The organism is Micromonospora sp. NPDC002717 (assembly GCF_040295705.1).
Taxonomy (GTDB): domain Bacteria; phylum Actinomycetota; class Actinomycetes; order Mycobacteriales; family Micromonosporaceae; genus Micromonospora.
This window is the reverse complement of sequence record NZ_JBEOVW010000022.1, coordinates 56,842-81,288: the sequence shown is the minus strand read 5'-3', so window position 1 is coordinate 81,288 and position 24,447 is coordinate 56,842. Positions and strand designations below refer to the sequence as shown.

Genomic DNA, 24,447 nt, shown 5'->3' with positions numbered 1-24,447 from the left:
GTGGGGCCGGCCGCCGTGGCGGCCGGCCCGGTGGTTCAGCCGAGGGCGGGCGCCCCGGACGGCTCCGGAAGCACGGCGAGCAGCTCCGCGACGGCGGCGGTCATGGCCTCCCGGCCGGCCCTCAGGTAGCGCCGGGGGTCGACCGAGCTGTCCGTGGCGAGCGCGGCCCGGACCGCGCCGGTGAACGCCACGTTGAGGGCGGTCCCGACGTTGACCTTGACGATGCCGTTGCCGACCCCGGCCCGCAGCTCCGCGAAGGGCACGCCGGACGACCCGTGCAGGACCAGCGGCACCGGCACGGCCTCGCGCAGCGCCACGATCAGCTCCTGGTCCAGCGTCGCCGCCCGGGTGGTCATCGCGTGGGAGCTGCCGACGGCGACGGCGAGCGCGTCGACGCCCGTCTCCGCCACGTAGCGGGCCGCCTCCTCCGGGTCGGTGCGGACTCCGGCGAGGTGGGCGCTGGCCGGCGCTCCCGGCTTGCCGCCGACGTAACCCAGCTCCGCCTCCAGCCACAGGCCCTGCTCGCGGGCCCAGTCCGCCGCGGCGCGGGTGGCCGCGACGTTCTGCTCGTACGGCAGCGCGCCGGCGTCGAACATCACCGAGCTGAACCCGGCGTCCGCCGCCTGGCGCAGCAGCGTGACGTCCTCCACGTGGTCGAGGTGCAGGCCGAGCGGGACCGGGCAGAGGCGCGCGACCTCGGCCGCCGCGGCGGCGATCGGCAGCACGCCGGCGTGGTAGCGCACCGCGTTCTGGCTGATCTGGAGGATCGCCGGGCGGTCGGCGGCGGCGGCGCCGGCGGCGATCGCCTGGGCGTGTTCGAGCGTGATGACGTTGAAGGCCAGCACGGCGGTGCCGGCGGCGCGGGCGGCGGCGACCAGTTCAGCGGTGGCGGCGAGCGGCATCGGTGACCTCCTCGACGGTGACGTGGGTGAGCAGCCGGTCCGCCGTGGGGGCGTCGAAGTCCCCGGCGTACGGCGAGACGACGGCCGCGGCCGAGATCGCGGCGGCCCGGGCGAGGGTCCGCGGCCACGGCTGCCCGGTGGCGAGTCCCTGGGCGAGGACGGCGGCCAGGGCGTCGCCCGCGCCGGTGGGGTTGCCGAGCACGGTCTCCGACGCGCGCACCTCGTACGCGGTCCCGCCGGCAACCGCGACGAAGCCCTGGGCGCCGCGGGAGATTACCGAGGCCCCGGCTCCCAGGTCGCCCAGCCGGTACGCGGCGGCGACCGCCTCCGCCCGGGTGCGGGGCGCGGCCCCGACGATGTCGGCGATCTCGTCCACGTTGGGCTTGACCATGTCGGGGCGTGCGGTGAGCGCGTGGTGCAGCGCGGCCCCCGCCGCGTCGACCAGCACGACCGCCCCCGCCGAGTGGGCCGCGACGGTGAGGTCGCGGTACGCGGTGACCGGCACGCCGGGCGGGCAGCTCCCCGAGAGCACCACGACCGCCGCGGACGCGACGGCGTCGTCGAAGCGTTCGGTGAAGGCGCCCCACTCGGTCGCCGTGACGACGGGGCCCGGTTCGTTCAGGACGGTCGCCGTTTTCGGGGACACCACGGTGACCGTGCGCCGGGACTCGCCGCCGACGGTGGTGAGGTCGGCCGGGATGCCGGCGTCGCGCAGCTCCTCCCGGATGGTCTCGCCGGTCGTGCCGCCGGCCAGGCCCAGCAGTCGGGTCCGGGCGCCGAGCAGGGACAGCACGCGCGCCACGTTCACCCCCTTGCCCCCGGCCCGGCACCGCGTCGTGGTGACCCGGTGCGAGGTGCCGGGAACGAGATCGGGCACCGTGTAGGTGACGTCGATCGCCGGGTTGGGACACACCGCGAGGATCACGGTCGGCTCGCGGTCGCCGGCAGCACGACGGACCGGGTGAGGTGGCGCGGCCGGTCCGGGTCGAGGCCCTTGCGGCTGGCGACCGCGACGGCGAGCCGCTGCGCGGCGACCAGCTGCGCCATCGGGTCCGCCGGGGACTGGACCACCATGGCGCCGGTGGCAGCGACGTCCTCCCGCAGGCCGTCCGGCGCCGGCCCGAGGATCCACACCGCCGACTGCGCGTCGGCGACGCTGATGGGGCCGTGCCGGTACTCCATCGCGGGGTACGACTCCGCCCAGGCCTGCGCGGCCTCGCGCAGCTTCAGGGCCGCCTCGTGCGCCAGCCCGACCGACCAGCCGGTGCCGAGGAAGGTGAACTGCCGGCGGTCGAGCAGCGCCGGGTCGACGGGGGCGGCCAGGACCGCGCGGGCGTCGTCGACCGCGGTGCCCAGCCCGGCGCCGACGGCGCAGCGCCACAGCGCGAGCGCCGTCGTGGCGAACCGGGTCTGCACGACCGACCGCTCGTCGGCGAAGTCCAGCACCACGGACCGGTCGGCCAGCCGCGTGGCCGCCTCGTCGGGGACGGCGGTGACGACGGTGGACCGCTGACCGGCGGGGAGGTCGGCGAGCAGGCGGAGCACCTCGGTGGTGGTCCCGGAGCGGGTCAGGGCGACGACCTGGTCGTAGCGGCGGTGGTGCGGGAACTGCGAAGCCGCGAAGGCGTCGGTCTCGCCGCCGGCGGACTCCCGCAGCGCGGCGAAGCACTGCGCCATGAACAGCGACGTGCCGCACCCGACGACGGCGACCCGCTCACCGGGTGCGGGCAGCGCCGCGGTCACGGCCGACGACCGGGCCAGGCTCGCGGCTCGCGACCACAACTCCGGCTGCGACGTGATCTCCTCGGTGATGTACGCCATCGACTGTCACCTCATGCAATAAAAGTGCCGTAAATTTGCAACTTGTTGCAGGACGCTACGACGACGGGCGGCACCGGTCAAGGTGGGCCGGGCACGGCGGGCGAGCCGATAGGGTTGTCCGCCGGATGCGTCCAGGGACCGGAGTGCGCGACGATGAACCGCTACGAACGGTGGAACAGGCTGCTCGAGATGCTGGCCGAGCAGGGCCAGCTGGACATCGAGACGACCGCCGCAGCGCTGCGGGTCAGTGGCGCGACGGTGCGCCGCGACTTCGACGAGCTCGCCGCCCAGCAGCTGGTCACGCGGACCAGGGGCGGCGCCGCCGCGAGCAACGTCACCTACGATCTGCCGCTGCGCTACAAAGCGGGCCGGCACGCACCGGAGAAGCAGCGCATCGGCGAGGCCGCCGCGGCCATGATCGCCCCGCACTCCACCGTCGGCATCAACGGCGGCACCACCGCGACGGAGGTCGCCCGCGCCCTGGCGCTGCGCGTCGACCTGGCCGCCGACAGCCGCGCACCGGCGCTGACGGTGGTCACCAACGCGCTCAACATCGCCAACGAGCTCATCGTCCGCCCGCACATCCGGGTGGTCCTCACGGGAGGGACGGCCCGGCCCCACTCGTACGAGCTGGTCGGTCCCATCGCCGCGACGATGCTCGACGGGGTGGCGCTGGACGTCGCGGTGATCGGGGTGGACGCGATCGACCACCGGCACGGGGCGAGCGCGCACCACGACGGCGAGGCGGCCGTCAACCACACCATGCTGGCCACCGCGGCCCGCGCGATCGTGGTGGCGGACGGCTCGAAGCTGGGCCGGCGCGCGTTCGCGCGCATCTGCACCGTCGGCGAGATCGACACCCTGGTCACCGACACCGGTGCGGACGACGAGCAGGCGGCGCTCCTGGCCCAGGCCGGAGTGACCGTGGTGCGGGCCTGACCCGCCGCGTCACCGGGGTCGGCCGACACCACGGCGCCCTCCGGCGGCCCGGCCGCGGTCTGTCGCCTCCCGGCGCGCCCGGCGGCCGGTGGCGCGGCCGAGGTGTCGCCGCACGGGCAGGGACGACGGCCGGGGCAGCCAGGTGCGCCGGCCCTGTTCACCCACGCCCCGCGAGCGCCTCACCGAGCGGGGTGCGCCGGTAGAGCACCGTGCGGCCGGTGCGGGCACGGGCCACCAGCCCGGCGTCGCGCAGCACCGCCAGATGGCCGCCCACCCCGCCCAGGCTGGCCCCGAGCTGGGCGGCGAGCTGGCTGGTGGTGGCGGGCGCGGCCAGCGCCCGCAGCACCGCCGCCCGCCCCTGTCCGACCAGCCGGTCCAGCGCGTCCTCCGGCCGGGCCGGGTCGGGCGGCCCCAGCAGTTCCGCCACCCCCGAGGCCCGGTAGACGACGGCGAACGGCCACGGCGGGTCGACGTAGGTGATCATGGTGCCGAAGACCGTGGGGACGAAGAGCAGGCCCCGGCCGTCGAGTCGGCGGACGCCCGGGTCGCCGTCGGCGACCTCGATCGCCCCGACGGCCCCGCCGGGCGCCCACCGCAGCCGGGGGTCCAGGTCGGCGACGGCCGCCCCCCAGCCGTACGCGAGGAGCCGGCCGGCCCGGTGCAGCAGGTCCCGTTCGAGGACTGCGCGCAGGCGGGGCCAGTCCGGCTCGACCAGGGTCGCCCAGGCGGCCTCGATCGCGTCCGCGAGCAGGTCCACCACGTGGGGCGAGTCGTAGATCCGGCGAGCGTACGCCGGTGGGGTGCCGCGTGGACCGGCGAGGTTGCGGGCCAGTTCGCCGCGGGCCTGCGCGAGCGGGGTCGCCCGCACCACGGCCAGTTCGTCGGCGAAGTCCCGCCCGGTGCCGTCCGGTGGTGGCTGGATGAAGTCCGCGTTGTAGCCGCCGCGGCGCAGCAACGCCAGCAGCGCACCCACTGCCGGCAACTCCCGCCGCAGCCGCTGGTACCCCGGTCGCGCCCGGGCCACCCACGGCGCCAGCACGGAGGCGGGGTTCTGCCCGGCGCAGAGCCGCAGTGCCGCCACCGCCTCGCCCAGCGGGGAGATGGCGTAGCGGCTCGCCGCCACGTCGGCCAGGGTCACCTCGATCCGCACACCGCACCTTTCGTCCGACAGCGAAAGGATAGGCCGGCCACCGGAACGGCCCGCACGATGCCCGGGTGACCACCACCTCCGCCAGAACCGGCGCCGGGCGACCCGCCGCCTACCGCGACGCCTTCGCCGTCGCCGAGTTCCGGGTGCTCCTCGGCAGCTTCGGCGTGTTCATGATCGGCGAGACGGTGAAGATGCTCGCCCTGTCCGTGCTCGTCTACGAGCGCACCGGCTCGGGGCTGCTCGCCGCCCTGGCGTACGTGACCGGGTTCCTGCCCCACGCGCTGGGTGGGCTGTTCATGCTCGCGCTCGCCGACCGGTGGCCTCCGCGCGCGGTGATCGTCGGGTACGACCTGCTCCGGCTCGCCCTGGTGGTGGTCCTTGCCCTCGGGGCGCTCTCCCCGGCAGGCATGCTGGTCCTGGCCGCGGCCGTCGGCCTGCTGGCCCCGGTCGGCAGCGCCGCGCGCTCGGCGCTGCTGCCGGAGGTGCTGCCGGGCGACACGTACGTGCTCGGGCGGTCCCTGCTCACCGTCGCGGCGGGCGGCACCCAGGTGGCCGGGTTCGCCCTCGGCGGGCTCCTGCTCGGTTGGATCGGCCCGTACGGCGCGCTGTGGGTGGCCGCCGCGACGTGTGCCGTCTCGGCCCTGCTCGCCCGCGCCGGGCTCGCGGCGCGACCGCCCCGCGCACGGCCGGACGGTTCCGGGGCGGTCCGGGAGACCTGGCGGGTCAACCGGGCGCTGCTCGCCGACCGGCGGATCCGCGGGCTGCTGCTGGCGCAGTGGCTGCCCGGCTCGCTGCTGGTCGGGGCGGAGGGCGTCGCCGTGCCGTACGCCGCCGGTCTCGGGCCGGACGCCAGCGCGGGCGTGCTGTTGATGGCCGCCGCGTCCGGGATGCTCGTCGGGAACCTGCTGGTCGGGCGGTTCGTCGCCCCCGCCCGCCGGGAGGCGTGGACACCCTGGCTCGCGCTGCTGCTCGGCGTACCCATGCTGGTCTTCGCCGCCCGGCCGGGCCTGTGGCCGGCGGCGGCCCTCTTCGCGGTGGCCACCGCGGGCTTCGCCTACCAGCTCGGACTGGCCCAGCGGTTCCTCGACGCCGTTCCGGAGGCCCGTCGCGGTCAGGCCTTCGGGCTGCTCAGCGCCGGCCTGATGGCGACCCAGGGACTGGCCGCCGCGGCCGGCGGCGCCCTGAGCGACGTGCTCCTTCCCGGCGCGGTGATGGCGCTGGCCGGCGGCGCGTCGCTCGCGGCGACGCTGGCGCTGTGGCGTGTCCTCTCCCCGCCACGCTGAAGGTCGAGCATCGAGATTGGTCTCTGGCTATACCCGCCCGCGACTGGTAGAAATTTTGCAAGGCCGTTCACCTGCCGGCAAAATTCTTCCCCACAGTGAGGCTTCGATGACGATAAGAAGGATCATGGCGAGCCTCACGGTCGCCATCGTCGGTTCGGTGGGGGCGGTGACCCCGACCTGGGCGGCCCCCACCGAGGACCGGACCGTCAGCTACCGCGGCTACCGGGTGGCGGTACCCGCCGGATGGCAGGTCGTCGACCTGGCCGAGGACCCCCACGCCTGCGTCCGGTTCGACCGGCCCACCGTCTACCTGGGCCACCCCGGCGACGAGCCCTGGTGCCCCTCCGGCCTGGTCGGGCGCACGGCGGGACTCGTCATCGAACCGATCGACGCCGTCACCGCCGACCGCCTCACGGCGGACACCGCCGTCACGACGACGGGCCGGGCGACCGTGGACGCCCCGCTGTCGCGCGACGGCACCATCCAGGTCGCGGTGCGCGACGCCGGCGTCCTCGTCACGGCCGCCCACACGCCGGACACCGAGTCGACGGTCCGCCGCATCCTGGCCTCCGCCAGCCTCGGTCGGGGCGCCACGCCGGCGCCCCTGGACCTCGCACGCACGGCCGCCGGGCCGACCTCGGTGGCGCCGCTGGCGGCGGCCGGTCCGCAGCCGGGCACCTACACCGGCAAGGGCTTCGACACGTGCACCGCCCCGGCCCAGTCGACCATGGACGCGTGGCGCAACAGCTCGCCGTACCGTGCGGTCGGCATCTACATCAGCGGCGCCAGCCGGTCCTGCACCCAGGCCAACCTGACGGCGACCTGGGTGACCAACCAGACCAACAAGGGCTGGCACCTGATCCCCATCGAGCTGGACTACCAGGCCCCGTGCGGCACCCGCACGCCGAAGATGTCGTACGACCCGGCCACGGCCCGGTCGCAGGGCGCCACCCGGGCGACCAGCGCGGTGAACGCGGCCAGCGCGCTGGGCATCCCCGCCGGAAGCGTGATCTACAACGACATCGAGCACTACCCGTCGAGCGAGTCGTGCAAGGCGGCGGTGCTCTCGTACCTGTCCGGCTGGACCGAACGGCTCCACGCGCTCGGCTACCTCTCGGGCATGTACTCCAGCGGCTCCTCCGGTGTCCGGGACCTGTGCGCCGCCTACGACGACCCCCGGTACACCCGCGTCGACCACCTCTTCTTCGCCTGGTGGAACGGCGTGGCGGACACCGACGCCGGCAGCTACTGCCCGGACGGGCACTACGCCAACCGTCAGCGGATCCACCAGTACACCGGGGACAGCTACGAGACCTGGGGCGGGGTGCGGATCTACATCGACCGCGACTACCTCGACGTCTCGGCCGGTACTACGCCGCCGCAGGAGTTCAGCGTCACGGTCGACAACACCACCGCGGGTCGGTTCACGGCGAGCGCGAACTGGGGGACCTCGACCTATTCCAGCCAGCGGATCGGTCCCGACTACCGGTTCGCCGACCCGGTCTCCGCCAGCGACGTGGCCTGGTACAAGGCGAACCTGCCCGAGACCGGCGCGTACGAGGTCTCGGTCTGGTACCCCGCCGCCTCCGGCTACAACGACTCGACCCCGTACATCGTGGCCACCACCAGCGGCAACCAGTCGGTACGGGTCAACCAGCGCCTCAACGGCGGCCGGTGGGTGTCGCTCGGCGTGTTCACGCTGGCCGCCGGCGACGGCGACAAGGTCGGCGTGAGCCGGTGGACCAGCGGCACGGGCTACGTCGTCGCCGACGCGGTCCGCATCACCCGCGCCTGAGCAGTTCGCGGCCACCACCGGTCCACCGGCACCGTGCCGGTGGACCGGTGAGGGGCCAGCAGGAGCACCGGCATGGCATCGGCAGTCACTTGTCCTGTCCGGGTGACGACCCGCTCCACCACCCCGTCGCGTGGTCCCGCTCGCGTCAGACCTTGTCGGCCCCCTCGTTGGCGTCGCGCACGAAGTACCGCTGGAAGACGACGAAGATGATCGCCACCGGGATGGTGGCCAGCAGCGCCGCTCCCAGCTTGAGCGGGTACTGCGTGCCCTTGCCGAGCGAGCCGCTGACGAGGTCGGCCAGGCCGCGCGGCAGGGTGAACAGGTCAGGATCCTGCACGGCGACCAGGCTGTGCGGGAACTCGTTCCAGGAGCCCTGGAACGACAGGATCGTCAGCGTGATCAGGGCCGGCTTCGCCATCGGCAGCACCACGGACCAGAAGGTCCGGAAGACGCTCGCACCGTCGATGCGGGCCGCCTCCTCCACACTCACAGGGATGGACTCGAAGAACTGCTTCATGATGAACACGCCGGCCGCGTCGGCGAGCAGCGGCACGATCAGCCCGGCGTAGCTGTTGTACATGCCCAGTTGGTTGAGCACCAGGAACTTCGGGATCAGCAGGACGACGGAGGGCACCGCCATCACGGCGATGATCGCGGCGAAGAGGCCGCCGCGGCCGCGGAAACGCAGCCGGGCCAGCGCGTACCCGGCGAGCGAGGCGAAGAAGACCCGGCCGAGGGTGACCAGCACGGTGACCAACAGCGAGTTGCCGAGCCAGAGCGGGAAGTTGGTGCCGGCGAAGATCCGTTCGAAGCCGGCCAGCGTCAGCGGGTCCGGGACCGGCGAGAGCGGGTTGGCCGCCGCGTCGGGCTCGGTCTTGAGCGAGTTGCCGATCTGGATCACGAACGGGTAGAGGAAGACCAGCCCGAAGAAGACCAGGGTGGCGTACCCCAGGAAACGGGTGGCCAGGGTGCGGGCGGCGGGGCCGCCGCGACGGGCGGGCGCCGCGACCGGCGGCCGGTCGGTCAGCGCGGTCATCTGCGGCCCCCTTCCGGTACGCGGCGACGCCGCCAGCCGCGCCGGCGGCCCTCGGCGTCCCGGTCGGCCATCACCCGGCGCTGGACCAGGGTGAGCACGATGATGATCAGGAACAGCACGAACGAGATCGCCGCGCCGGAGCCGTACTCGAAGTCCCGGAACGCCGTCCGGTACGACAGGTACGCCGGAGTGAGCGTGGTCTTCGCCGGCTCGCCCTGGCTCATCACGTACACCTGGTCGAAGACCTGCCAGGAGCCGATCAGGCCGAGGGTGAGCACCAGGAACGTGGTGGGCTTGATCAGCGGCAGGGTGACGTGCCGGAACCGCTGCCAGCGGGTCGCGCCGTCGAGGATGCTCGCCTCGTCGAGCGCCACCGGGACGCCCTGCAGCGCGGCGAGGAACATCAGCATGAACGTCCCAGAGGTCGTCCAGACCACCAGCGCGATGATCGACACCATCGCGACGCTCGGCCCGGAGAGCCACTCCCACCAACTCAACCCGAGGGGGCCGCCGCCGGTCAGGGCGGCGGGCGCGGCATCCACGCCGACCGCGCCGAAGAGCAGGTGCAGCACCCCGCGCGAGTCGGCGAACCACTGCGGCCCGTCGACGCCGAAGACGCCCAGCAGGTTGTTGACCGCGCCGGAGTTGGCGAACAGGAACAGGAAGACCACGCTGATCGCGACCGAACTGGTCACCGACGGGAAGTAGAACGCGGTCCGGAAGAATGCCTTCCCCTTCAGCATCCGGTTGTCGACCACCAGCGCGAGCCCGAGGGCGAGCAGCGTCTGCGCCGGCACGACGATCGCCACGTAGTAGATGTTGTTCCGGATGCTGGTCATCAGGTCCCGGCGGGCGAGCCCGTCCTCGGTGAACAGCCGGGTGTAGTTCTCCGTGCCGACGAACGGGACGTCGGCGGTGAACGGGCTGCCCTGGCCGTTCCAGTCGGTCAGGCTCACCCAGAGCGCCATCAGGATCGGCAGCAGCAGGAACAGCCCGAGGATGACGACGACCGGCGCCACGAAGAGCCAGCCGGCGAGATTCTCCCCGCTCCGGACGCCGCGGCCCGGGCGGCGGGGCGGGCCGGCGGTCGCGGCGGCGGGCGCCGCCAGTGCTTCGGTTGCCAACTCCCCTCCTTCGACTCGTGGCTGACCGCGGGGGCGCCGCCGGCCGGCGGCGCCCCCGCGGTGCACCTCAGTTACCGCCGAGCGCCGCCTTGGCGTTCTTGTCGAAGTTGGCCAGCACGGCCTTCGGGTCCCCGGCGGCCAGGCCCTGGAGGCCGGCCTCGAGGTCGGTGAGGACACTGTCCATCTTGGGGGCGTTCACCGGGCCCTGGGCGTACGCGGCACCGTCGATGAAGGGCTTGTCCGCCGGGAAGGCGCTGGTGTACTGGTCGCGCACGGACTGGCGGGACGGCATGACGCCGAACGCCTTGGCGAAGGCCATCTGCTGTTCGCCGGCGGTCATCGCCTCGACGAACCTGATCGCCTGCTCCTTGTGCTTCGACTTGGCCGCGACGCCCCAGCACTGGGTGAAGGAGAGCGTGCCCTTCCCCTTCGGGCCGGCGGGCAACTCCACGACCTTGTACTTCACGTTCGGGAAGTCGTTCTGCAAGGCGCCCTTGAGCCAGTTGCCCTCGATGGTCATGACGGCCTTGCCCTTGCCGAACGCCTCACCCGACCAGCCGGCGTCGAGCTGCTTCGGGTAGCGGGCGAGGCCGTCGGTGAGCATCTTCTTGACGTACTGGAGGGCGGCCAGGTTCTCCGGGGTGTCGGCGGTGGCCTGCTTGCCGTCCTTGCTCATCAGCCAGCCGCCGTTCTGCACCATGAACGCGCCGATGCGGTCCCGCGTGTCACCGAGGGCGAGCGGGACAAGGCCCTTGGCCTTGATCTTCTCGGCGGTGGCGGTGAACTGGTCCCAGGTGGTGGGCACGTCCGAGTCGGTGAGGCCGGCCCTGGCCCACAGGTCGGTGTTGATCTGGAGGGCGAGGGTGGAGAAGTCCTTCGGCGCGCAGTAGAGCCTGCCGTCGTAGGTGAAGGTGGTGCGGAGGCTCTCGTGGAAGTCGTCCGGGTTGCTGATCTTGTCGCCGTACGGCTCCAGGGCACCGACACTGGCGTAGTCGGCGAACCGGGCGGCGTCGACGTAGAAGACGTCCGGCGGGGTGCCGCCGGCGAGGGCCTGGCCGAGCTGTTGGGTGAGGTCCTGGGCCGGGGTGACCGTGGCCTGGTTGCCCGACGACGACGCCCACTTCGCCGCGGCCTCCTGGACGGCCTTGGTCTCGGCGTCGCCGGAGGACCCGATCAGGATCTGCAGGTTGGCCGGGCCGCTGGACTGTGGGGTGTCGCCGGAGGAGTCGTCGAAGCCGCTGCCACAGGCGGCGGAGGCGAGGAAGGTGACGGCGGCGATGCCGGCCACTGCCACCCGGGTGAGGGATCGGGTTGCCATCTGGTTCTCCTGGTGGGGGACGGGGGTCAGGCGGTGTGTCGCAGGACCAGTGAGGGCTGGAGCAACACGTGGTCGGGGGTGCGGTGGGGCCCGTCGAGGACGGCGGTGAGCAGGTCCACGCAGCGGGCCGCGGCCTCGCCGAGGGGTTGGCTGACGCTGCTCAGCCCGATCGCGGCGGCGACCGGGGTGTCGTCGAAGCCGATCACCGGCACGGCCGGTTCGGCGGCCCGGACTGCCTGAAGGGCGCCCAGGGCGAGGGAGTCGCTGGCACAGACCAGGGCGGTCGGCGGTGCGGCGCCGCCGAGCAGGTCCCGGGCGACCTGCCCACCCTCGGCGATGCCGTCCACGGTCTCCCGGTCCAGCCCGCCCGGGTCGACCCCTGCGGCGGCCAGCGTCGCGTGCCAACCGGCGCGGCGGTCGTCGCCCACGCCGGAGCCGGCCGGCCAACCGACGAAGGCGATCCGCCGGTGACCGGCCGCCAGCAGGTAGGCGGTGGCCTGCGCGGTACCGGCCGCGCCGTCGACGTCGACCCAGGGGTGCGCGTCGGGAGCGTCCCAGGGCCGGCCGAAGGTCACGAAGGGCACGCCACGTCCGGCGAGCCAGGCCGTCCGCGGGTCGCCGTGGTCGGTGCCGGTCAGGACGAAGGCGTCGAGGTCGTACGCGCCGAGCAGGTCGTCGTAGGCGACGATCTCGCGGTCGACGTCGGTGGCGGTGTAGAGCATGATCCGGTAGCCGGCGGTCTCGGCGGTCTCGGTGAGGCCGTGCAGGAACCGGTCGAGCACGGAGCCGTTGATCCCGTCCCGGGTGGGTTCGATGCGGACCGCGATCAGCCGGGACCGGCCGGTGCGCATCTGCCGGGCGGCCTGGTTGGCCCGGTAGCCCAGGGCGTCAATCGCCTCCTGCACCCGCCGCCGGGTTTCCTCGCGCACGATGTGCGGGGCGTTGAGCACGTTGGACACGGTCTGCCGGCTGACCCGGGCGCGCCGGGCAACGGTCGCGATGGTCACTTTTTCGGCCACTTCATGCCTCTCGCCGTCTTGAACGATCCAAGCCCCGTACGGCAAGATTTGATCGTTCAAGTTCCAGGAATGTTTCGCACTTTGCACCGCCCGAGGACCGCCTGTCAAGACATCGGTCCGTCCGAGAAGGATCTGGAGTCGAGTCGTGATCGAACGCCACCTGCAACCCCTGCTGCACGACCTGGTGGCGGTGGTCCTCGCCCCCACCAGCGCGCTGGGGGACGCGGCCGGGCAGATCCGCCCGGCCGGCGTCCAGGGTGTCTTCCACGCCGACGCCCGGGTGCTCTCCCGGGCCGAGTTGCGGGTCGACGACCGCGAGCCGGAGGCGGTGGCCCGCGGCGCGGTCGAGCCGCACGGCGCCCGCTTCGTCGGCCTGGCCCGCTGGCTCGGCGACCCCACCCCCGACCCGACCGTCCGGCTCGACCGGACACGGCGGCTCGACCCGCGCGGGCTCAGCGAGGAGGTGCGCATCGTCTCGACCGCCACGGTCGCGGTCAAGGCCGTCGTCAGCGTCGACCTCGGCTGCGACCTCGCCCCGATCGAGCTGGTCAAGTCCGGCGCGACGACGCAGCCGCTGGCGGCCCGGACCGGGCGGCCCGGCGAGCTCACGTGGGCGGCGGACGGCATCGTGGTGACGGTCGTCGGCGAGGGCGCCGACGTCGTCGCCGACCGGGCCACCGCGCCACGGCTGTCCTGGCCGGTGGAACTGGCTCCCGGCGACACCGTCACGCTGCGCTGGCGACTGACCGTCGAGGACCCGCGCGCGGTGGTGGTCTGCCCGCCCGGCAAACCCAACTGGTCCGAGCCCGACGTCCACGCCGACGACCGCCGACTGACCCGGCTCCTGCGCCGCAGCCTGGACGATCTGCGCGGGCTGCGCCTCGCCGACCCGGGCGCGCCACAGGACGTCTTCCTCGGCGCCGGGGTGCCCTGGTTCCTCACCCTCTTCGGGCGGGACAGCCTCTGGGCCGCCCGGATGATGCTGCCGCTCGGCACCGACCTGGCCGCCGGCACGCTGCGGGTGCTCGCCCGCCGGCAGGGCACCCGGGTCGACCCGGGCACCGGCGAGGCCCCCGGCAAGATCCTGCACGAACTGCGCCGGCACGAGTTCGCCCTGCCCGACCACCGGCTGCGGCTGCCGCCGGCGTACTACGGCACCGTCGACGCCACCCTGCTGTGGGTCAACCTGCTGCACGACGCCTGGCGCTGGGGCCTGGCCGACGACCAGGTCGAGCCGCTGCTGCCGCACCTGGAGGCGGCCCTGGGCTGGCTCGGCGAGCACGCCGACGCCGACGGCGACGGCCTGGTCGAGTACGTGGACAGCACCGGTCACGGGCTGTCCAACCAGGGCTGGAAGGATTCCGGCGACGCGGTCCGGTTCCGTGACGGCCGGCTGGCGACGGCACCCATCGTGCTGGCCGAGGTGCAGGGGTACGCGCACGAGGCGGCGGTCAACGGGGCGGCCCTGCTGGATGCCTTCGGCCGCCCGGGGGCGGACCGCTGGCGGGGCCACGCGCAGCGGCTGGCCGACCGCTTCCGCGCCGCCTTCTGGGTCGACGGCGGCCCGCAGGGCCCCCGACCGGCGCTGGCACTGGACCGGGACAAGCGCCCCGTCGACTCACTGACCAGCAACATCGGCCACCTGCTCGGCACCGGCCTGCTCGACGCCGCCGAGGAGGCGCAGGTCGCCCGCCTGCTCACCGGCAACGCGATGGCCGGCGGGTTCGGGCTGCGCACCATGTCCACCGACGACGCCGGGTTCAGCCCGCTGTCGTACCACTGCGGGTCTGTCTGGTCCCACGACACGGCGATCGTGCTCGCGGGGCTGGCCCGGGCCGGCTTCACGGAAGCCGCGCGCGGCCTCGCCGAAGGGCTGCTCGGGGCCGCCGAGGCGTTCGACTACCGGCTACCGGAGCTGTACGGCGGTGACGACCGGTCGGTACTCGGCCGCCCGGTCCCCTACCCCGCCGCCTGCCACCCGCAGGCATGGTCGGCGGCGAGCGCGGTGCTGCTGCTCCAGGCCGCCCTGGGCCTCTACCCGGACGTTCCGGCCGGCACGGTCCGACTCGCCCCGCTGGCCGGGCCCGAACTCGGCGCACTGTCGGTCACCGGCCTCCGCCTCGCCAACCACGCGGTCACCGTCGCCGTCGACGGCACCGGACGGACGACCGTCGTCGACCTCCCTCGTGCCCTCACCGTGATCCCCGCCCGCGTCCCGCAGCCGCGCCCGTCCGACGGCTCGCGGACCCGTGCGGCTTCCCGCTGACCCGTTTCCGCCTACCTCCGGCCTGCGCAGCGAGCGGCGGGCTTGACCTCAAGCGCGGTTCAGGTCGCAGCATCGTGGACATGGCAGACGGGATCCTCGACGAGGCGTTCGCACGACTCCAACGCACCGGCCCGGAGCGCGACGGCTGGTTGTCCAACCACGCGCCGATGGTCGCCGAAGTCCTGGTCCGTCACGGGTACGGGGATCTCGTCCACCGGTGGCTGGACGCCCACCTGGGCCGCCTGGAGCCGCGGCCGAGAGGAATCGCCCCCATCGCCGCCGACGAGTGGCGTGACCCCCTCGGTGATCCCAGCCGCACCGGGGACTGGCTCGACTACTTCGACCGCGAGCTGACCCTCGGCCCGTGGCGCGAGGTGCTGGCCCGCTGGTGGCCCCGCCTGCTTCCCGGCATCGCCGCCGGCGCCACCCACGGCGTGATCCGGGTCGGCCATGCCGTCCGCGCCCTGCTCGACGCGCAGACCGGCGCACGTGTCGCCGAGTTGGGCCACGGCCTCGCCTACTGGGCCGCCCGATGGCAGCCGCTCGCCCCGCCGGGCGTCGGCCCCTACCCATCGACCGATCCGCGCTCGGCGCTGGATGCCGTCCCGAGGGTCCCCGACCAACGGTTCGGCATCCGCGCCCGTCTCGCCCAGCTCGCCGACCTGCCCGAGTGGCCGGCCGCTGCCGGCGCCGTACCCGGGCGTGCCGAGGATCAGGTTCTCGCACGGCTGGCAGCCGTCGTCGAGGCCGCCGTCACCCGCCATGCCCACCACGGATACGCCAACCCCGTCATGCTCGTACACGCGGCGACCGCTCCCCACGCGGTCCTGCGGACCCTGCCCGCTCTGCCACCGGCGCTGTGGAGGCCGAGCCTGGCAGCTGCGTGGGCGGCGGCAGCCGCCGTCACCGCCGCGTACTCCCCCGCCGTGGCACGCCCTCCTGATGCAACGCCGGCGACGCAGGCTGCCGAGCTGATGTCCCTGGCCGCCGCTACCGGCGACGCCCACGCGATCAAGTTCGCCGACACGGCCATCGACACGCACGCCCGCACCGGCAACCCCGCGACGATCGGCCTGGCGATCCACTCCGTCCGCCAGATCGCCGCCGACTGAGAACTCCCGGCGCACGTGCCGCCGCGACCTCGCTCCGCGCCCGCGCCTGGGCCGCTGGATTCGATACGCTCACTGCCTCCCGGAAGCCGCCGGGCTCGGCTAGCCCTCCTCGGCGGCGTCGAGTGGCTTGCGCCAGACCGACACGTGGCTCTCGCTGTCGGACGTGAAGGGAGCGCCGTTCCAGTCCGCCACCCGCTGCTCCAGCGTCAAGCCGGCCAGCCGCGCCATGAGGTCGCACTCGGCAGGCCAGATGTAGCGGAAGTTGCTGTGGCCGTAGCGAATGCTCCCGTCGTCCAGCCGCCGGTAGTGGTGAGAGGTCCCCTGCTGCGTGACCATGTCGTAGGTGTCGAAGCCGACATGCCGGTCGGTCACCTCGAACGGCACCGCCGCCTGCCCTGGCGGGAACCGCCGGATACCCGGCACCCACAGCTCGACAACGAAGCGACCACCCGGCGACAGGTGCCGGGCAGCGTTACGGAAGCACCGCACCTGCTCGTCCTGGGTGCGCAGGTTGCCGATGCTGTTCCACACCACGTACACGAGCGAGAACCGGCCGGGGGCGGTCGTCGTGGCCATGTCACCGACGACGACCGGCAACTCCTCCGCGGGCACCTTGCGCCGCAGCCGGTCGACCATCGGCTGCGACAGCTCGATCCCGGTCACCGAGACGCCTCGGGCGGAGAGCGGGATCGCCACCCGCCCCGTGCCGATCGCGAACTCCAACGCGGGGCCGGAACCCGCCAACCGGGCGAGGAAGTCCACAGCGGGGTCGAGCACCTGGGGGGCGAACATCTCGGCCGCGAGGTCGTCGTACCGCTCCGCGGTGTCCTCGTCCCACAGGTCGCTGCTCGTCACGGGCGCAAGCCTGCCCGCCTTCCTCTGGTCATGCCACCCATTTTCGAAGGGGCCACGACCGCCTCCCGGCGGCTGAAGCCGCCACCACACCTCATCCCCGATCGGCCCCGTCGCCCGATGTCCACTGTGCACTGTCTCGTCTCCCGACGGTCGTCAAGACCGCCTTCCCCGCAGATGCTGTTCGGATTCGCTGAGTCGGTCCTCGCGATCGCACGGTCTGTCGCACAACGAATGAGGGCGGTGAGAGCGCCCGCGCCGACAGCCCGTTGCCGTCCGGCGCGTGCCCAGGCCCTGACGAAAGTCAGGGGTGGTTGCTGTCGATCGGATCCTGTGCTGGCAGGGCGCGATTCGTAGCGTGGCCGACGTCAATCGAGATGATCGGAGCACGCGGTGAGGGCGGACAGTTTCTGCTGGTGGCGGGGAACCGTTCTGGCGGCGGCCACGGGCTTGGCGGTTTCTGTGGGCTCCGGCCCCGCGCTGGCCGCTGATGCGGGCGGCGACGACGCCGTGGATGCCGCAGCGGTGGAGCGGGTCGTGGAGGACTTCGCGAGCAGGGCCGGGTATCCGGGGATCGCCGTGGCGATCACCAGGGGAGATCGGGTGCTGCATGTCGGCGGTCATGGTCACGACGCGTCCGGCGCGGCGGTGACCGCGACGACGCCGATGCCGGTCGCGTCCGTCAGCAAGTCGTTCACTGCCCTGGCGGTAATGCAGCTGGTGGAGGCGGGGAAGGTGGAGCTGGACGCGCCCGTTCGCCGGTACCTACCGGACTTCCAGATCGACGACGCCCGCGGGGCACGAGTCACGGTGCGGGAGTTGCTGAATCAGACCTCCGGGATCACCGACCGCACGCTACGGGAGAAGAGCCTGCGGCAGCCGGACTCGCTCGCGGCCGCGCAGCAGCGGGCGCGCGCGGCCACCCTGGCGGCCGATCCCGGCACCAGGTACGCGTACACGAACACGAACTATCACCTCGCGGCGCGGCTGGTCGAGGTGGTCTCCGGGAAGCCGTTCGCGGACTACCTGCGCGATCGGGTGTTCGAGCCAGTGGGTATGCGGTCCACCGTCAGCATTGATCAGACCCCGGGCGACCTGCCGGAGCAGGTGCGTGAGGGTCACGTGTACGCGTACGGGGCGACGGTCCCTGCGGCCGAGCCGAAGCGGTTCGTGGCGGGCTCTGACGGGGTGATCGCCACCGCGGCGGACATGGCCCAGTGGCTGATCATGCAGAACAGCGGCGGTGTTGCGGCCAGCGGTGCGCGCCTGGTTTCCGCATCGAGCATCACCGCCATGCACACGTCGTCCGGCTCGGGCTCGACCTACGGCCTGGGCTGGGATCGTGACGACAACGGCTGGGTCCGCCACAACGGCGTGTGGTTCACCTTCACCGCCAGCCAGCTGCTGCTGCCGTCCGGCTATGGCGTCGCGGTGCTGGGCAACAGCGGCATCGGCCTGGGCAACGAGGGCACCGATCAGCTGGCGGACGCCATCGCGGAGTTGGTGAGCGGCGACAGCCCGCAGGAGCCTGCAGCCCTGCGGCTGATCATCGACCTTGTGCTGGCCGGCTTCACGTTGGTCAGCTCGGCGTTGGGCGTGCGCAACCTTCGCCGCAGCGGCGAGTGGGCGCGCCGCTTCGCCGTCAGGCCACTCTGGCAGCCGGTCATGCGGCTGGTGCCACGGCTGGTGCCGATGGCGTTGCTGGTGATGCTGCCCGACCTGCTCGGTCAGGTCGTGGGCGGCGGACGGGACGTCACATTCGTGCAGTTGGCGTACTACACGCTGCCGCTGGTCGTCTGGACGGCGGTCGCTGCGATCACCAATGTGAGCGTCATGATGACCCGGGTCTGGGCTCTGGTTCGGGCCCGCCGCGCTGCCGGCGGGCACGCCGCACCCGTTGGGGTCGTCCCGGCCGAGATGCTCGCCGGGTAACGCCGACGATCGTGACGAGCACGGATGGGCGGGTGGCCGATGCGGCTGTCCGCCCCATCCCATGACCTCAGGCGACCGGGTGCTCGATCTGGGATCGTGCCCGCACAAACATGTCGTCCGGATCGCCTGTCTGCGGAAAGCCGATGAAGGCCACCATGCCGATGCTGTAGTCGTCCGCCCAGGCGCAGGTGTTGACCCAGACGCCCTGATCCTCTCCCTTGCCGCAGCGCGCTTCACCGCCCATCGGGCCGGGCCGCGTGGGCTTGACCTCGGACAACCTCGGCAGTGTCGCGAAGATGCGGTCGAGTGCCGCAGTCGGGTTCGGCACCTTGCCGGACACTCCGCTCACGACAATCGTGTACTTGTCATCCGCAGTGGTGTAAGCAGTTGCGACCGCGCTGGTGGCGTCGCCGTCAAGAAGCGTCTTCAAGGCGCCCACGCTCTGCTGCGCCGCATTCCGCCACTTTCGGTTCTTCGACTCCGGCCAGCCACTCAGGAACTTTTCGGGCTTGTCGAGACGCATGGCTACCGCCTGCGACGGGGAGGGTTGGGCGTTCCCCGTCCGCTGCGCCGTGTCCGCAGGCCGCGCCAACACGCCCACGATCAGCAGACCCCCGACAACCAACGCACCCAACACCATCGCGCGCCGGCGTTTGGCTGCCATGTTGTTTTCCAGCACCTGTCACATCCTCGAAGCTCTCGTCGTGGCCCAGCACGTACTGCGACGCGCCGAAGGTCATGCTGCCGACGTCGCCGATGCCTTTCTGCAACACGCTGCGCCGGTTGATGCTCGGAATCCCCTGATGGGAACGGGCGATGACGGTCACCAACCATGCGACGTCGAACCACGGTGTCACCGGGTGACTAGACCTGGTCAGGCACGACCTCGCCGGTGATGGCGCGGGAACGCTGCGCGACGGCTGCGCTTATCGGTGCGAGTGCCGGAAGGTGCATGCCCTGCGGGCCGAAGATCAGCCATGCGATCGCGACCGCGTACCACGGCGCCGCCGGGCCATGCAGCATCAGCGGATTGCCCTCCTGGTAGCGGAGGATGAACGACCACTGGGTCAGGTCGGCGGTGAGTTCCAGTACACCGTTGTGCCAGAAGCTCAGCATGTTGCCCTGGTAGTCCCCGAGCAGCCGCTGGTTGGTCAGGATCATCCGCACCTGCGCCTGGTCCCGCCACTGGACCGCCGCCATCGCCTGGGCGCGGCTGCGGGCACTGGCGTTGCTGATGGCGTCACCGGCCATGCCGGCGAGCACGAAGCTCGTCGAGCCGAACCAGAAGTGGCTGCTCTCCCGATACTGCACGGCGGTGCCGTAGAAGCGTGCGTAACCCAGCACCGTGTCGCCGAAGATCGTTTCGTTCTGGCTCAGCCGCAGTCCGCTGGGCGGCAGCGCGACCAACTGGCCACCGCGCGCCAGGTGCTCGTACAGCCGGCACGCACTGCTCCAGCCGTCGCGCAGAACGGCTTCGAGGGCGGCGGCAGAATCCTTGCGGCGGCTCACGTGCGGTTCCTCCGGCTCTCCAGTACGGGCTCGTGGCGGCGTAGCGCCCACCGCACCACTGCGGCCAGCAGTACGGTCTGACCCGCCAGAACGGCCATCGCCCAGCTCCACGCGCCGATGGTGTGCGCCCAGAGTGCGTCCGGCGCGGGCTTCAGCATTATGGCGCGCAGGTCCACCGTGGCGGCTGCGGCGGCGTAGCCCCAGCGAGCCGGGGCAAGCCAGGAGAGCTGTTCGATGCCGGCGCGCTCGACCACGGCGAACAGCCCGCCGCAGAGCACGAGCTGCGCCATCACGAGCCCGACCAGCACCGGCATCGTCTGCTCGCTGGTGGACACGTAGACACTGACCAGCAGCCCGAGCACGGTGGCTGCCAGCGTGGTCAGCCAGACCACCGCGATCAACTCGACCAGCGGCACGCCCAGCACGAGCGCCTCGGGTGGCGCCGGCCGGCCCACCATGCCGAGCAGGACGAACAATGCCGCCTGGAACGCGTTCAGTACGGCGAACACGGCCAGCTTCGCGCTCAGGTAGGCGCCGGGCGCCATGCCCACCGCCCGTTCCCGGCGGTAGATCGCACCCTCCCCGACGAACTCCCGGATGCCCCCGGCCAGCCCGATGAAGACCGCGCCGATGGTCAGGATGACCAGCAGTTGGGCGGCCTCGGTGCTGCGCCCGGGCGGCTGTGCGGGCAGCCCGAGCCCGTCGGAGCCGGGAACCACGTGCAGCAGGGCGGCGAGGCCCACCGGCAGGCCGAGGGAGAGCGCCGCGTACAGCCGGTCGGCGAGGGTGACGGCGACCGTGCGACGGGCGAGGATCGCCGTCTGCCGCCACCATCCCTGGCGCGGCGGTGACGCGGTGGCCGCCGTCCGCTCGGTCGGCGGTGCGGTCTTGGCCGGCGGGCGGGTGGCCGCGAACTTGGCGGCCCAGACGTCCGGGTCGGCGGCGACCGCGGTGAACACGTCGGCGTACTCGGCCGCCCCGAAGAAGTCGAGCAGCTCGTCCGGCGGGCCGAAGTAGGCGACCTTGCCGCCACGGGCGAGCACCAGCACCCGGTCGCACACGCTCAGGTGCAGCGGGCTGTGCGTCACCACCACGACGGTTCGGCCGCGATCGGCCAGCTCGCGCAGGCCGTGCATCACGTCGCGGTCCAGCGCCGGGTCGAGCCCGGAGGTCGGCTCGTCGAGGAAGAGGAGCGAGGGCTCGGTGAGCAGTTCCAGGGCCACCGAGGTGCGCTTGCGCTGTCCACCTGAGAGCGTGTCGATGCGCTGGTCGGCGTGTGCCGTGAGGGCGAGCTGGGCGAGTACCTCGTCGATGCGCTGGTCCCGCTCCGCAGGCGTCACGTCGGCGCCGAAGCGCAGCCCGGCCGCGTAGCGCAACGCGCGGCGTACGGTCAGCTGGCGGTGCAGGATGTCGTCCTGCGGCACCAGGCCGATGCGGTGCCGCAGGTCGGCGTACTCGGCGTAGAGGTCGCGGTCCTGGTAGCGCACCGTGCCGGCCTGCGCCGGGCGGTTGCCGGTCAGCGCCCCCAGCAGCGTCGACTTGCCGGCACCGCTCGGGCCGACCACCGCGAGCAGACTGCACTCGTCCAGCTCGAACGAGACCCCGGAGAGCAGGTTCCGCGTGCCGACTGTGACGCCGAGCCCTTCGGCGCGCAGCGACACCCGGCCGGCGTCGACGTAGTCGTGCAGCGCGGTGCCGTCGAACACCATCTGGTGGTGCCCGAACGAGAGGAGGTCCCCGGGATTCAGCACCGCCTGCTCGACCTGCCGCCCGTTGACGTACGTGCCGTTGCGCGTACCCAGGTCGATCACGCGGAATCCGGCGCCATCCCGGACAAGGTCGGCGTGGTAGCGGGAGACCAGCAGGTCGTCGAGGACGATGTCGTTTTCCGGCGCCCGCCCGATCAGGATCCGATCCGCGGTCGGGTAGCTGGCCGAGGGAGTCCGGCCCAGCGCGAACCGTGCACCAGGTGATGGCTCGGCCGCGGATACGGGCCCGCTCGGCCGTACCTCGGTAGAAAGGCGCGGCTGCGCGGAATCGGTCACCGGCGGCGGTGCGGCGGGAGACCCTTCCGGGCGGAAGGTGAGCACCGGACCGTCGACGGCGTTGCCGAGCCGCACCGCGCAGGCGACCCTGATCTCCAGCTCGTGCACCGGACGGCCGTCGAGGAACGTGCCGTTCCGGCTGGCGAGGTCACGCAGGTGCCACCGTCCGGCCCGGTAGGTGACTTCCAGGTGCTCGCGGGAGGCCCGCGAGTCGTCCAGGACGATCGGACAGAGGGGATCACGGCCGATCCGCAGCGGCCCGCCGGCCGCGGTGACCCGTCGCTCCCCGTCCTCACCGGGTACGCCGACCAGCAAGGTGGTGCTCGCGCCGCCACCTGCCTCGGGGACGGTCATCGGTTCGCCCTGGGTTTCGGCAACCGCTTGGCCATCGACGTCGCCATCTTGATCAGGTCGCTCTGGTGACTGCCACCTTCGTAGTCGTTCTGGATCGCGACCTGGAAGAGCACCTGGCCCGAGCGGACGAAGATCATCGCGTAGACGCCGTTGGAGCCGCTGACGGTGATCCCGAACGACTCCTCACCCAACTTCGGCACCGTGAACGGCCGCCATCCGCACCGCTCGGCCGTCTTGCGGGTGGCATCGAGGAACGGGGCGGCCGCGGTCCCGTAGAAGCCGGCGACCGCCGAGCCGAGGTACGGGTACTGGCCGGTGGTCACCCAGTAGCCGTTGCTGCTGTGCGCCCCGATCGCGCCACTGGGAACGTTGCCGTCCGAGCAGAGCGCAAGCCTGGTCAGGCCGTTGTGCAGCGCGTCGTTGGAGGGGCTCGACTTGACCGGGTCACGGTCTTCGAGCTTCATCGCGGACACGACGTCGGCCACCGACAGCAGCACAGGCTCCAGTGCGGTCACTGCCGGCGGCGGGGAGGCACGGTCGATGCTGGGGGTCGGACTCGCACCGAGGCCGCCGGGCAGGCTGTCCCGGCTGAGGCTCCACAGCGACGGTACGCAGCAGGCGGCCATGAGGACCGTTGCCACGATTCCGATGATCATCGGGGCTTTGGACTTCTTCCGGGGCTGGCCGGGCGCCCCGGGAAAGCCGGACGGCCCGGGGCCGGGCGGCAGCGGGTAGTCCGGCGGCCCGGGAGCCGGCCGTGGGCCGGGCGGCAGCGGATAGTCCGGCGGCCCCGGAGCCCCCGACGGCCGTGGGCCGGGCGGCAGCGGGTAGCCCGGCGACGCAGGGTTGCCCGACGGCGGGAAGCCGGGCGGCCCGGAGGTGGGCGGCAACGGGTGGTTCGACGGCCCGGGGGTGGGCGGCAACGGAGAGCCCGGCGGGCCGGAGGTGGGCGGCAACGGGGAGCCCGGCGGCCCAGAGGTGGGCGGCAGCGGGGACGGTCGTGGTGCCCCGCCGATCGCGGTCTCCAGCGGTGCGGCGTGCAGGGCGTTGACCCAGGCCGCCGCGGCGGCCGGCCGACGCTCGGCGGTCACCGCGACCATCGACAGGATCCCGCGGATCACCCGGTCCTGTCCTGGGCCGAGTGCCGCGGTGAGCCGCTGGGTCATGCCGTCGACGTCGCCGGGCACCGGCATCTCGCTGGTCACCGCGTAGTAGACGGTCGCGCCGAGGGCGTAGCGGTCCGTGGCCGGGGTGTACTCCCCCCGGGCCAGGGACTCCGGTGCCATGAACGGTGCCGTGCCGTACACCCGGGCGGTGCCGCTGGTGCTACGCAGCCGGACCAGGCCGAAATCGACCAGATAGGCCCGTCCGCTGCCGGAGACCAGGATGTTGGCCGGTTTGATGTCCCGATGCAAAACCGGTATGCCGTCGGTGTCCTGGCCGCTGTGCAGGTAGTCGATGGCCTCGGCGATCGGCTCAAGCGGCTTGAGGATGTCCAGCCCGCGTACCCCGCCGGTTTCCAGCATTTCCTGGAGGCTGCGGCCTTCGATCCACTTCATCACGAAGTACAGCCGTGGTGACGTGTCCGCAGTGGATCTTCCAGCCGGATGAGGCGCCGGGCCGACGAAGACCTCTTTGACCTTCACCAGCGCCGGGTGTTCGAGTTGGGTCGCCAACGCCGCCTGTAGCCGAAGGCCCTCCAAGCCGCGGTCGGTCTGGTCCTCCGCCGGCACCCGGAGGATCTTCACCGCGTATGAGAACGCCACATCTCCGTGGTGCTCGCGAGCGCGCCAGACCTCCCCCTCGCCACCAGCGGCGCGTCGCTCGATCAGCTCATACCGGTCCGGCGCGTCCGGCGGTCCCACGTAGCTGTGCTGCGCAACCGACACGAAGGTCATCGTGCCAAACCGTAGTGACGAATCAAAATTTGTTCCTATGGCAAGCCTTCGCCCTTGCACCGCTTGGAAAGTCCATCGCGGCACGCGGCAAA

The 24,447-nt window shown here is 72.7% G+C and carries 19 protein-coding genes; 6 read left to right on the top strand and 13 right to left on the bottom strand.

The window, feature by feature from the left end; translation table 11 throughout:
• Positions 1–35: 35 nt before the first annotated feature.
• Genes ABT006_RS26570 through ABT006_RS26560 form a run of 3 tightly spaced genes read right to left on the bottom strand, consistent with a single transcriptional unit; the run spans position 36 to position 2,723 of the window.
• Positions 36–902, bottom strand: coding sequence for a class II fructose-bisphosphate aldolase (locus tag ABT006_RS26570; protein ID WP_350710681.1), 867 nt, complete (start codon positions 900–902; stop codon positions 36–38).
• Complete coding sequence (locus ABT006_RS26565) at positions 880–1,827, bottom strand: 1-phosphofructokinase family hexose kinase (RefSeq protein WP_350710680.1); 948 nt, start codon at positions 1,825–1,827, stop codon at positions 880–882. Before ABT006_RS26565 ends, ABT006_RS26570 begins: the two co-directional genes overlap by 23 nt.
• Positions 1,824–2,723 (bottom strand): SIS domain-containing protein, encoded by a 900-nt coding sequence (locus ABT006_RS26560; protein WP_350710678.1) that lies wholly within the window; start codon positions 2,721–2,723, stop codon positions 1,824–1,826. Before ABT006_RS26560 ends, ABT006_RS26565 begins: the two co-directional genes overlap by 4 nt.
• Before the next feature lie 153 nt (positions 2,724–2,876).
• Between ABT006_RS26560 and ABT006_RS26555 the strand changes: the two genes are divergently transcribed.
• Positions 2,877–3,662, top strand: a complete 786-nt coding sequence (locus ABT006_RS26555; RefSeq protein ID WP_350710676.1) for a DeoR/GlpR family DNA-binding transcription regulator — start codon at positions 2,877–2,879, stop codon at positions 3,660–3,662.
• Positions 3,663–3,819: 157 nt separating this feature from the next.
• Here ABT006_RS26555 and ABT006_RS26550 read toward each other — a convergent pair whose 3' ends face one another.
• On the bottom strand, positions 3,820–4,812 hold the full coding sequence (locus ABT006_RS26550) for a helix-turn-helix domain-containing protein (RefSeq protein ID WP_350710674.1): 993 nt from the start codon (positions 4,810–4,812) through the stop codon (positions 3,820–3,822).
• A 65-nt stretch (positions 4,813–4,877) separates the two neighbouring features.
• Between ABT006_RS26550 and ABT006_RS26545 the strand changes: the two genes are divergently transcribed.
• Positions 4,878–6,095 (top strand): MFS transporter, encoded by a 1,218-nt coding sequence (locus ABT006_RS26545; RefSeq protein WP_350710672.1) that lies wholly within the window; start codon positions 4,878–4,880, stop codon positions 6,093–6,095.
• Positions 6,096–6,219: 124 nt separating this feature from the next.
• Positions 6,220–7,890 (top strand): glycoside hydrolase domain-containing protein, encoded by a 1,671-nt coding sequence (locus ABT006_RS26540; protein WP_502891024.1) that lies wholly within the window; start codon positions 6,220–6,222, stop codon positions 7,888–7,890.
• Positions 7,891–8,035: 145 nt separating this feature from the next.
• Here ABT006_RS26540 and ABT006_RS26535 read toward each other — a convergent pair whose 3' ends face one another.
• The 4 genes from ABT006_RS26535 to ABT006_RS26520 form a co-directional block, all read right to left on the bottom strand.
• Positions 8,036–8,926: a carbohydrate ABC transporter permease gene (locus tag ABT006_RS26535; protein ID WP_350710670.1), complete on the bottom strand. Its 891-nt coding sequence runs from the start codon at positions 8,924–8,926 to the stop codon at positions 8,036–8,038.
• Positions 8,923–10,050 (bottom strand): carbohydrate ABC transporter permease, encoded by a 1,128-nt coding sequence (locus tag ABT006_RS26530; protein ID WP_350710668.1) that lies wholly within the window; start codon positions 10,048–10,050, stop codon positions 8,923–8,925. Before ABT006_RS26530 ends, ABT006_RS26535 begins: the two co-directional genes overlap by 4 nt.
• Positions 10,051–10,117: 67 nt before the next feature.
• Positions 10,118–11,368, bottom strand: coding sequence for a sugar ABC transporter substrate-binding protein (locus tag ABT006_RS26525; protein WP_350710666.1), 1,251 nt, complete (start codon positions 11,366–11,368; stop codon positions 10,118–10,120).
• Between the two features lie 26 nt (positions 11,369–11,394).
• On the bottom strand, positions 11,395–12,375 hold the full coding sequence (locus ABT006_RS26520; RefSeq protein ID WP_350710664.1) for a LacI family DNA-binding transcriptional regulator: 981 nt from the start codon (positions 12,373–12,375) through the stop codon (positions 11,395–11,397).
• 157 nt (positions 12,376–12,532) lie between these two features.
• Between ABT006_RS26520 and ABT006_RS26515 the strand changes: the two genes are divergently transcribed.
• Positions 12,533–14,653 carry an amylo-alpha-1,6-glucosidase gene (locus ABT006_RS26515; protein ID WP_350710662.1) on the top strand — a complete coding sequence of 707 codons (2,121 nt, stop codon included), beginning with the start codon at positions 12,533–12,535 and terminating at the stop codon, positions 14,651–14,653.
• Between the two features lie 80 nt (positions 14,654–14,733).
• Complete coding sequence (locus ABT006_RS26510) at positions 14,734–15,765, top strand: questin oxidase family protein (RefSeq protein ID WP_350710660.1); 1,032 nt, start codon at positions 14,734–14,736, stop codon at positions 15,763–15,765.
• Positions 15,766–15,864: 99 nt separating this feature from the next.
• Here the strand turns inward: ABT006_RS26510 and ABT006_RS26505 are convergent, their stop codons facing one another.
• Positions 15,865–16,620 carry a class I SAM-dependent DNA methyltransferase gene (locus ABT006_RS26505; RefSeq protein ID WP_350710658.1) on the bottom strand — a complete coding sequence of 252 codons (756 nt, stop codon included), beginning with the start codon at positions 16,618–16,620 and terminating at the stop codon, positions 15,865–15,867.
• Between the two features lie 534 nt (positions 16,621–17,154).
• Here ABT006_RS26505 and ABT006_RS26500 point away from each other — a divergent pair.
• Positions 17,155–18,549 carry a serine hydrolase domain-containing protein gene (locus ABT006_RS26500; protein ID WP_350710656.1) on the top strand — a complete coding sequence of 465 codons (1,395 nt, stop codon included), beginning with the start codon at positions 17,155–17,157 and terminating at the stop codon, positions 18,547–18,549.
• Between the two features lie 67 nt (positions 18,550–18,616).
• Here ABT006_RS26500 and ABT006_RS26495 read toward each other — a convergent pair whose 3' ends face one another.
• The 4 genes from ABT006_RS26495 to ABT006_RS26480 all read right to left on the bottom strand — a co-directional run bounded on the left by ABT006_RS26495 (position 18,617) and on the right by ABT006_RS26480 (position 24,355).
• Positions 18,617–19,228, bottom strand: a complete 612-nt coding sequence (locus ABT006_RS26495) for a hypothetical protein (protein ID WP_350710654.1) — start codon at positions 19,226–19,228, stop codon at positions 18,617–18,619.
• Positions 19,229–19,413: 185 nt separating this feature from the next.
• On the bottom strand, positions 19,414–20,058 hold the full coding sequence (locus ABT006_RS26490; RefSeq protein WP_350710652.1) for a hypothetical protein: 645 nt from the start codon (positions 20,056–20,058) through the stop codon (positions 19,414–19,416).
• Entirely contained in the window at positions 20,055–22,457 is a 2,403-nt protein-coding gene (locus ABT006_RS26485) for an FHA domain-containing protein (RefSeq protein ID WP_350710650.1), read from the bottom strand. The genes ABT006_RS26490 and ABT006_RS26485 overlap by 4 nt, the downstream gene beginning before the upstream one ends.
• A complete protein-coding gene (locus ABT006_RS26480) occupies positions 22,454–24,355 on the bottom strand; it encodes a serine/threonine protein kinase (protein ID WP_350710648.1) in 1,902 nt (633 codons plus the stop codon). The genes ABT006_RS26485 and ABT006_RS26480 overlap by 4 nt, the downstream gene beginning before the upstream one ends.
• Positions 24,356–24,447: the final 92 nt, after the last annotated feature.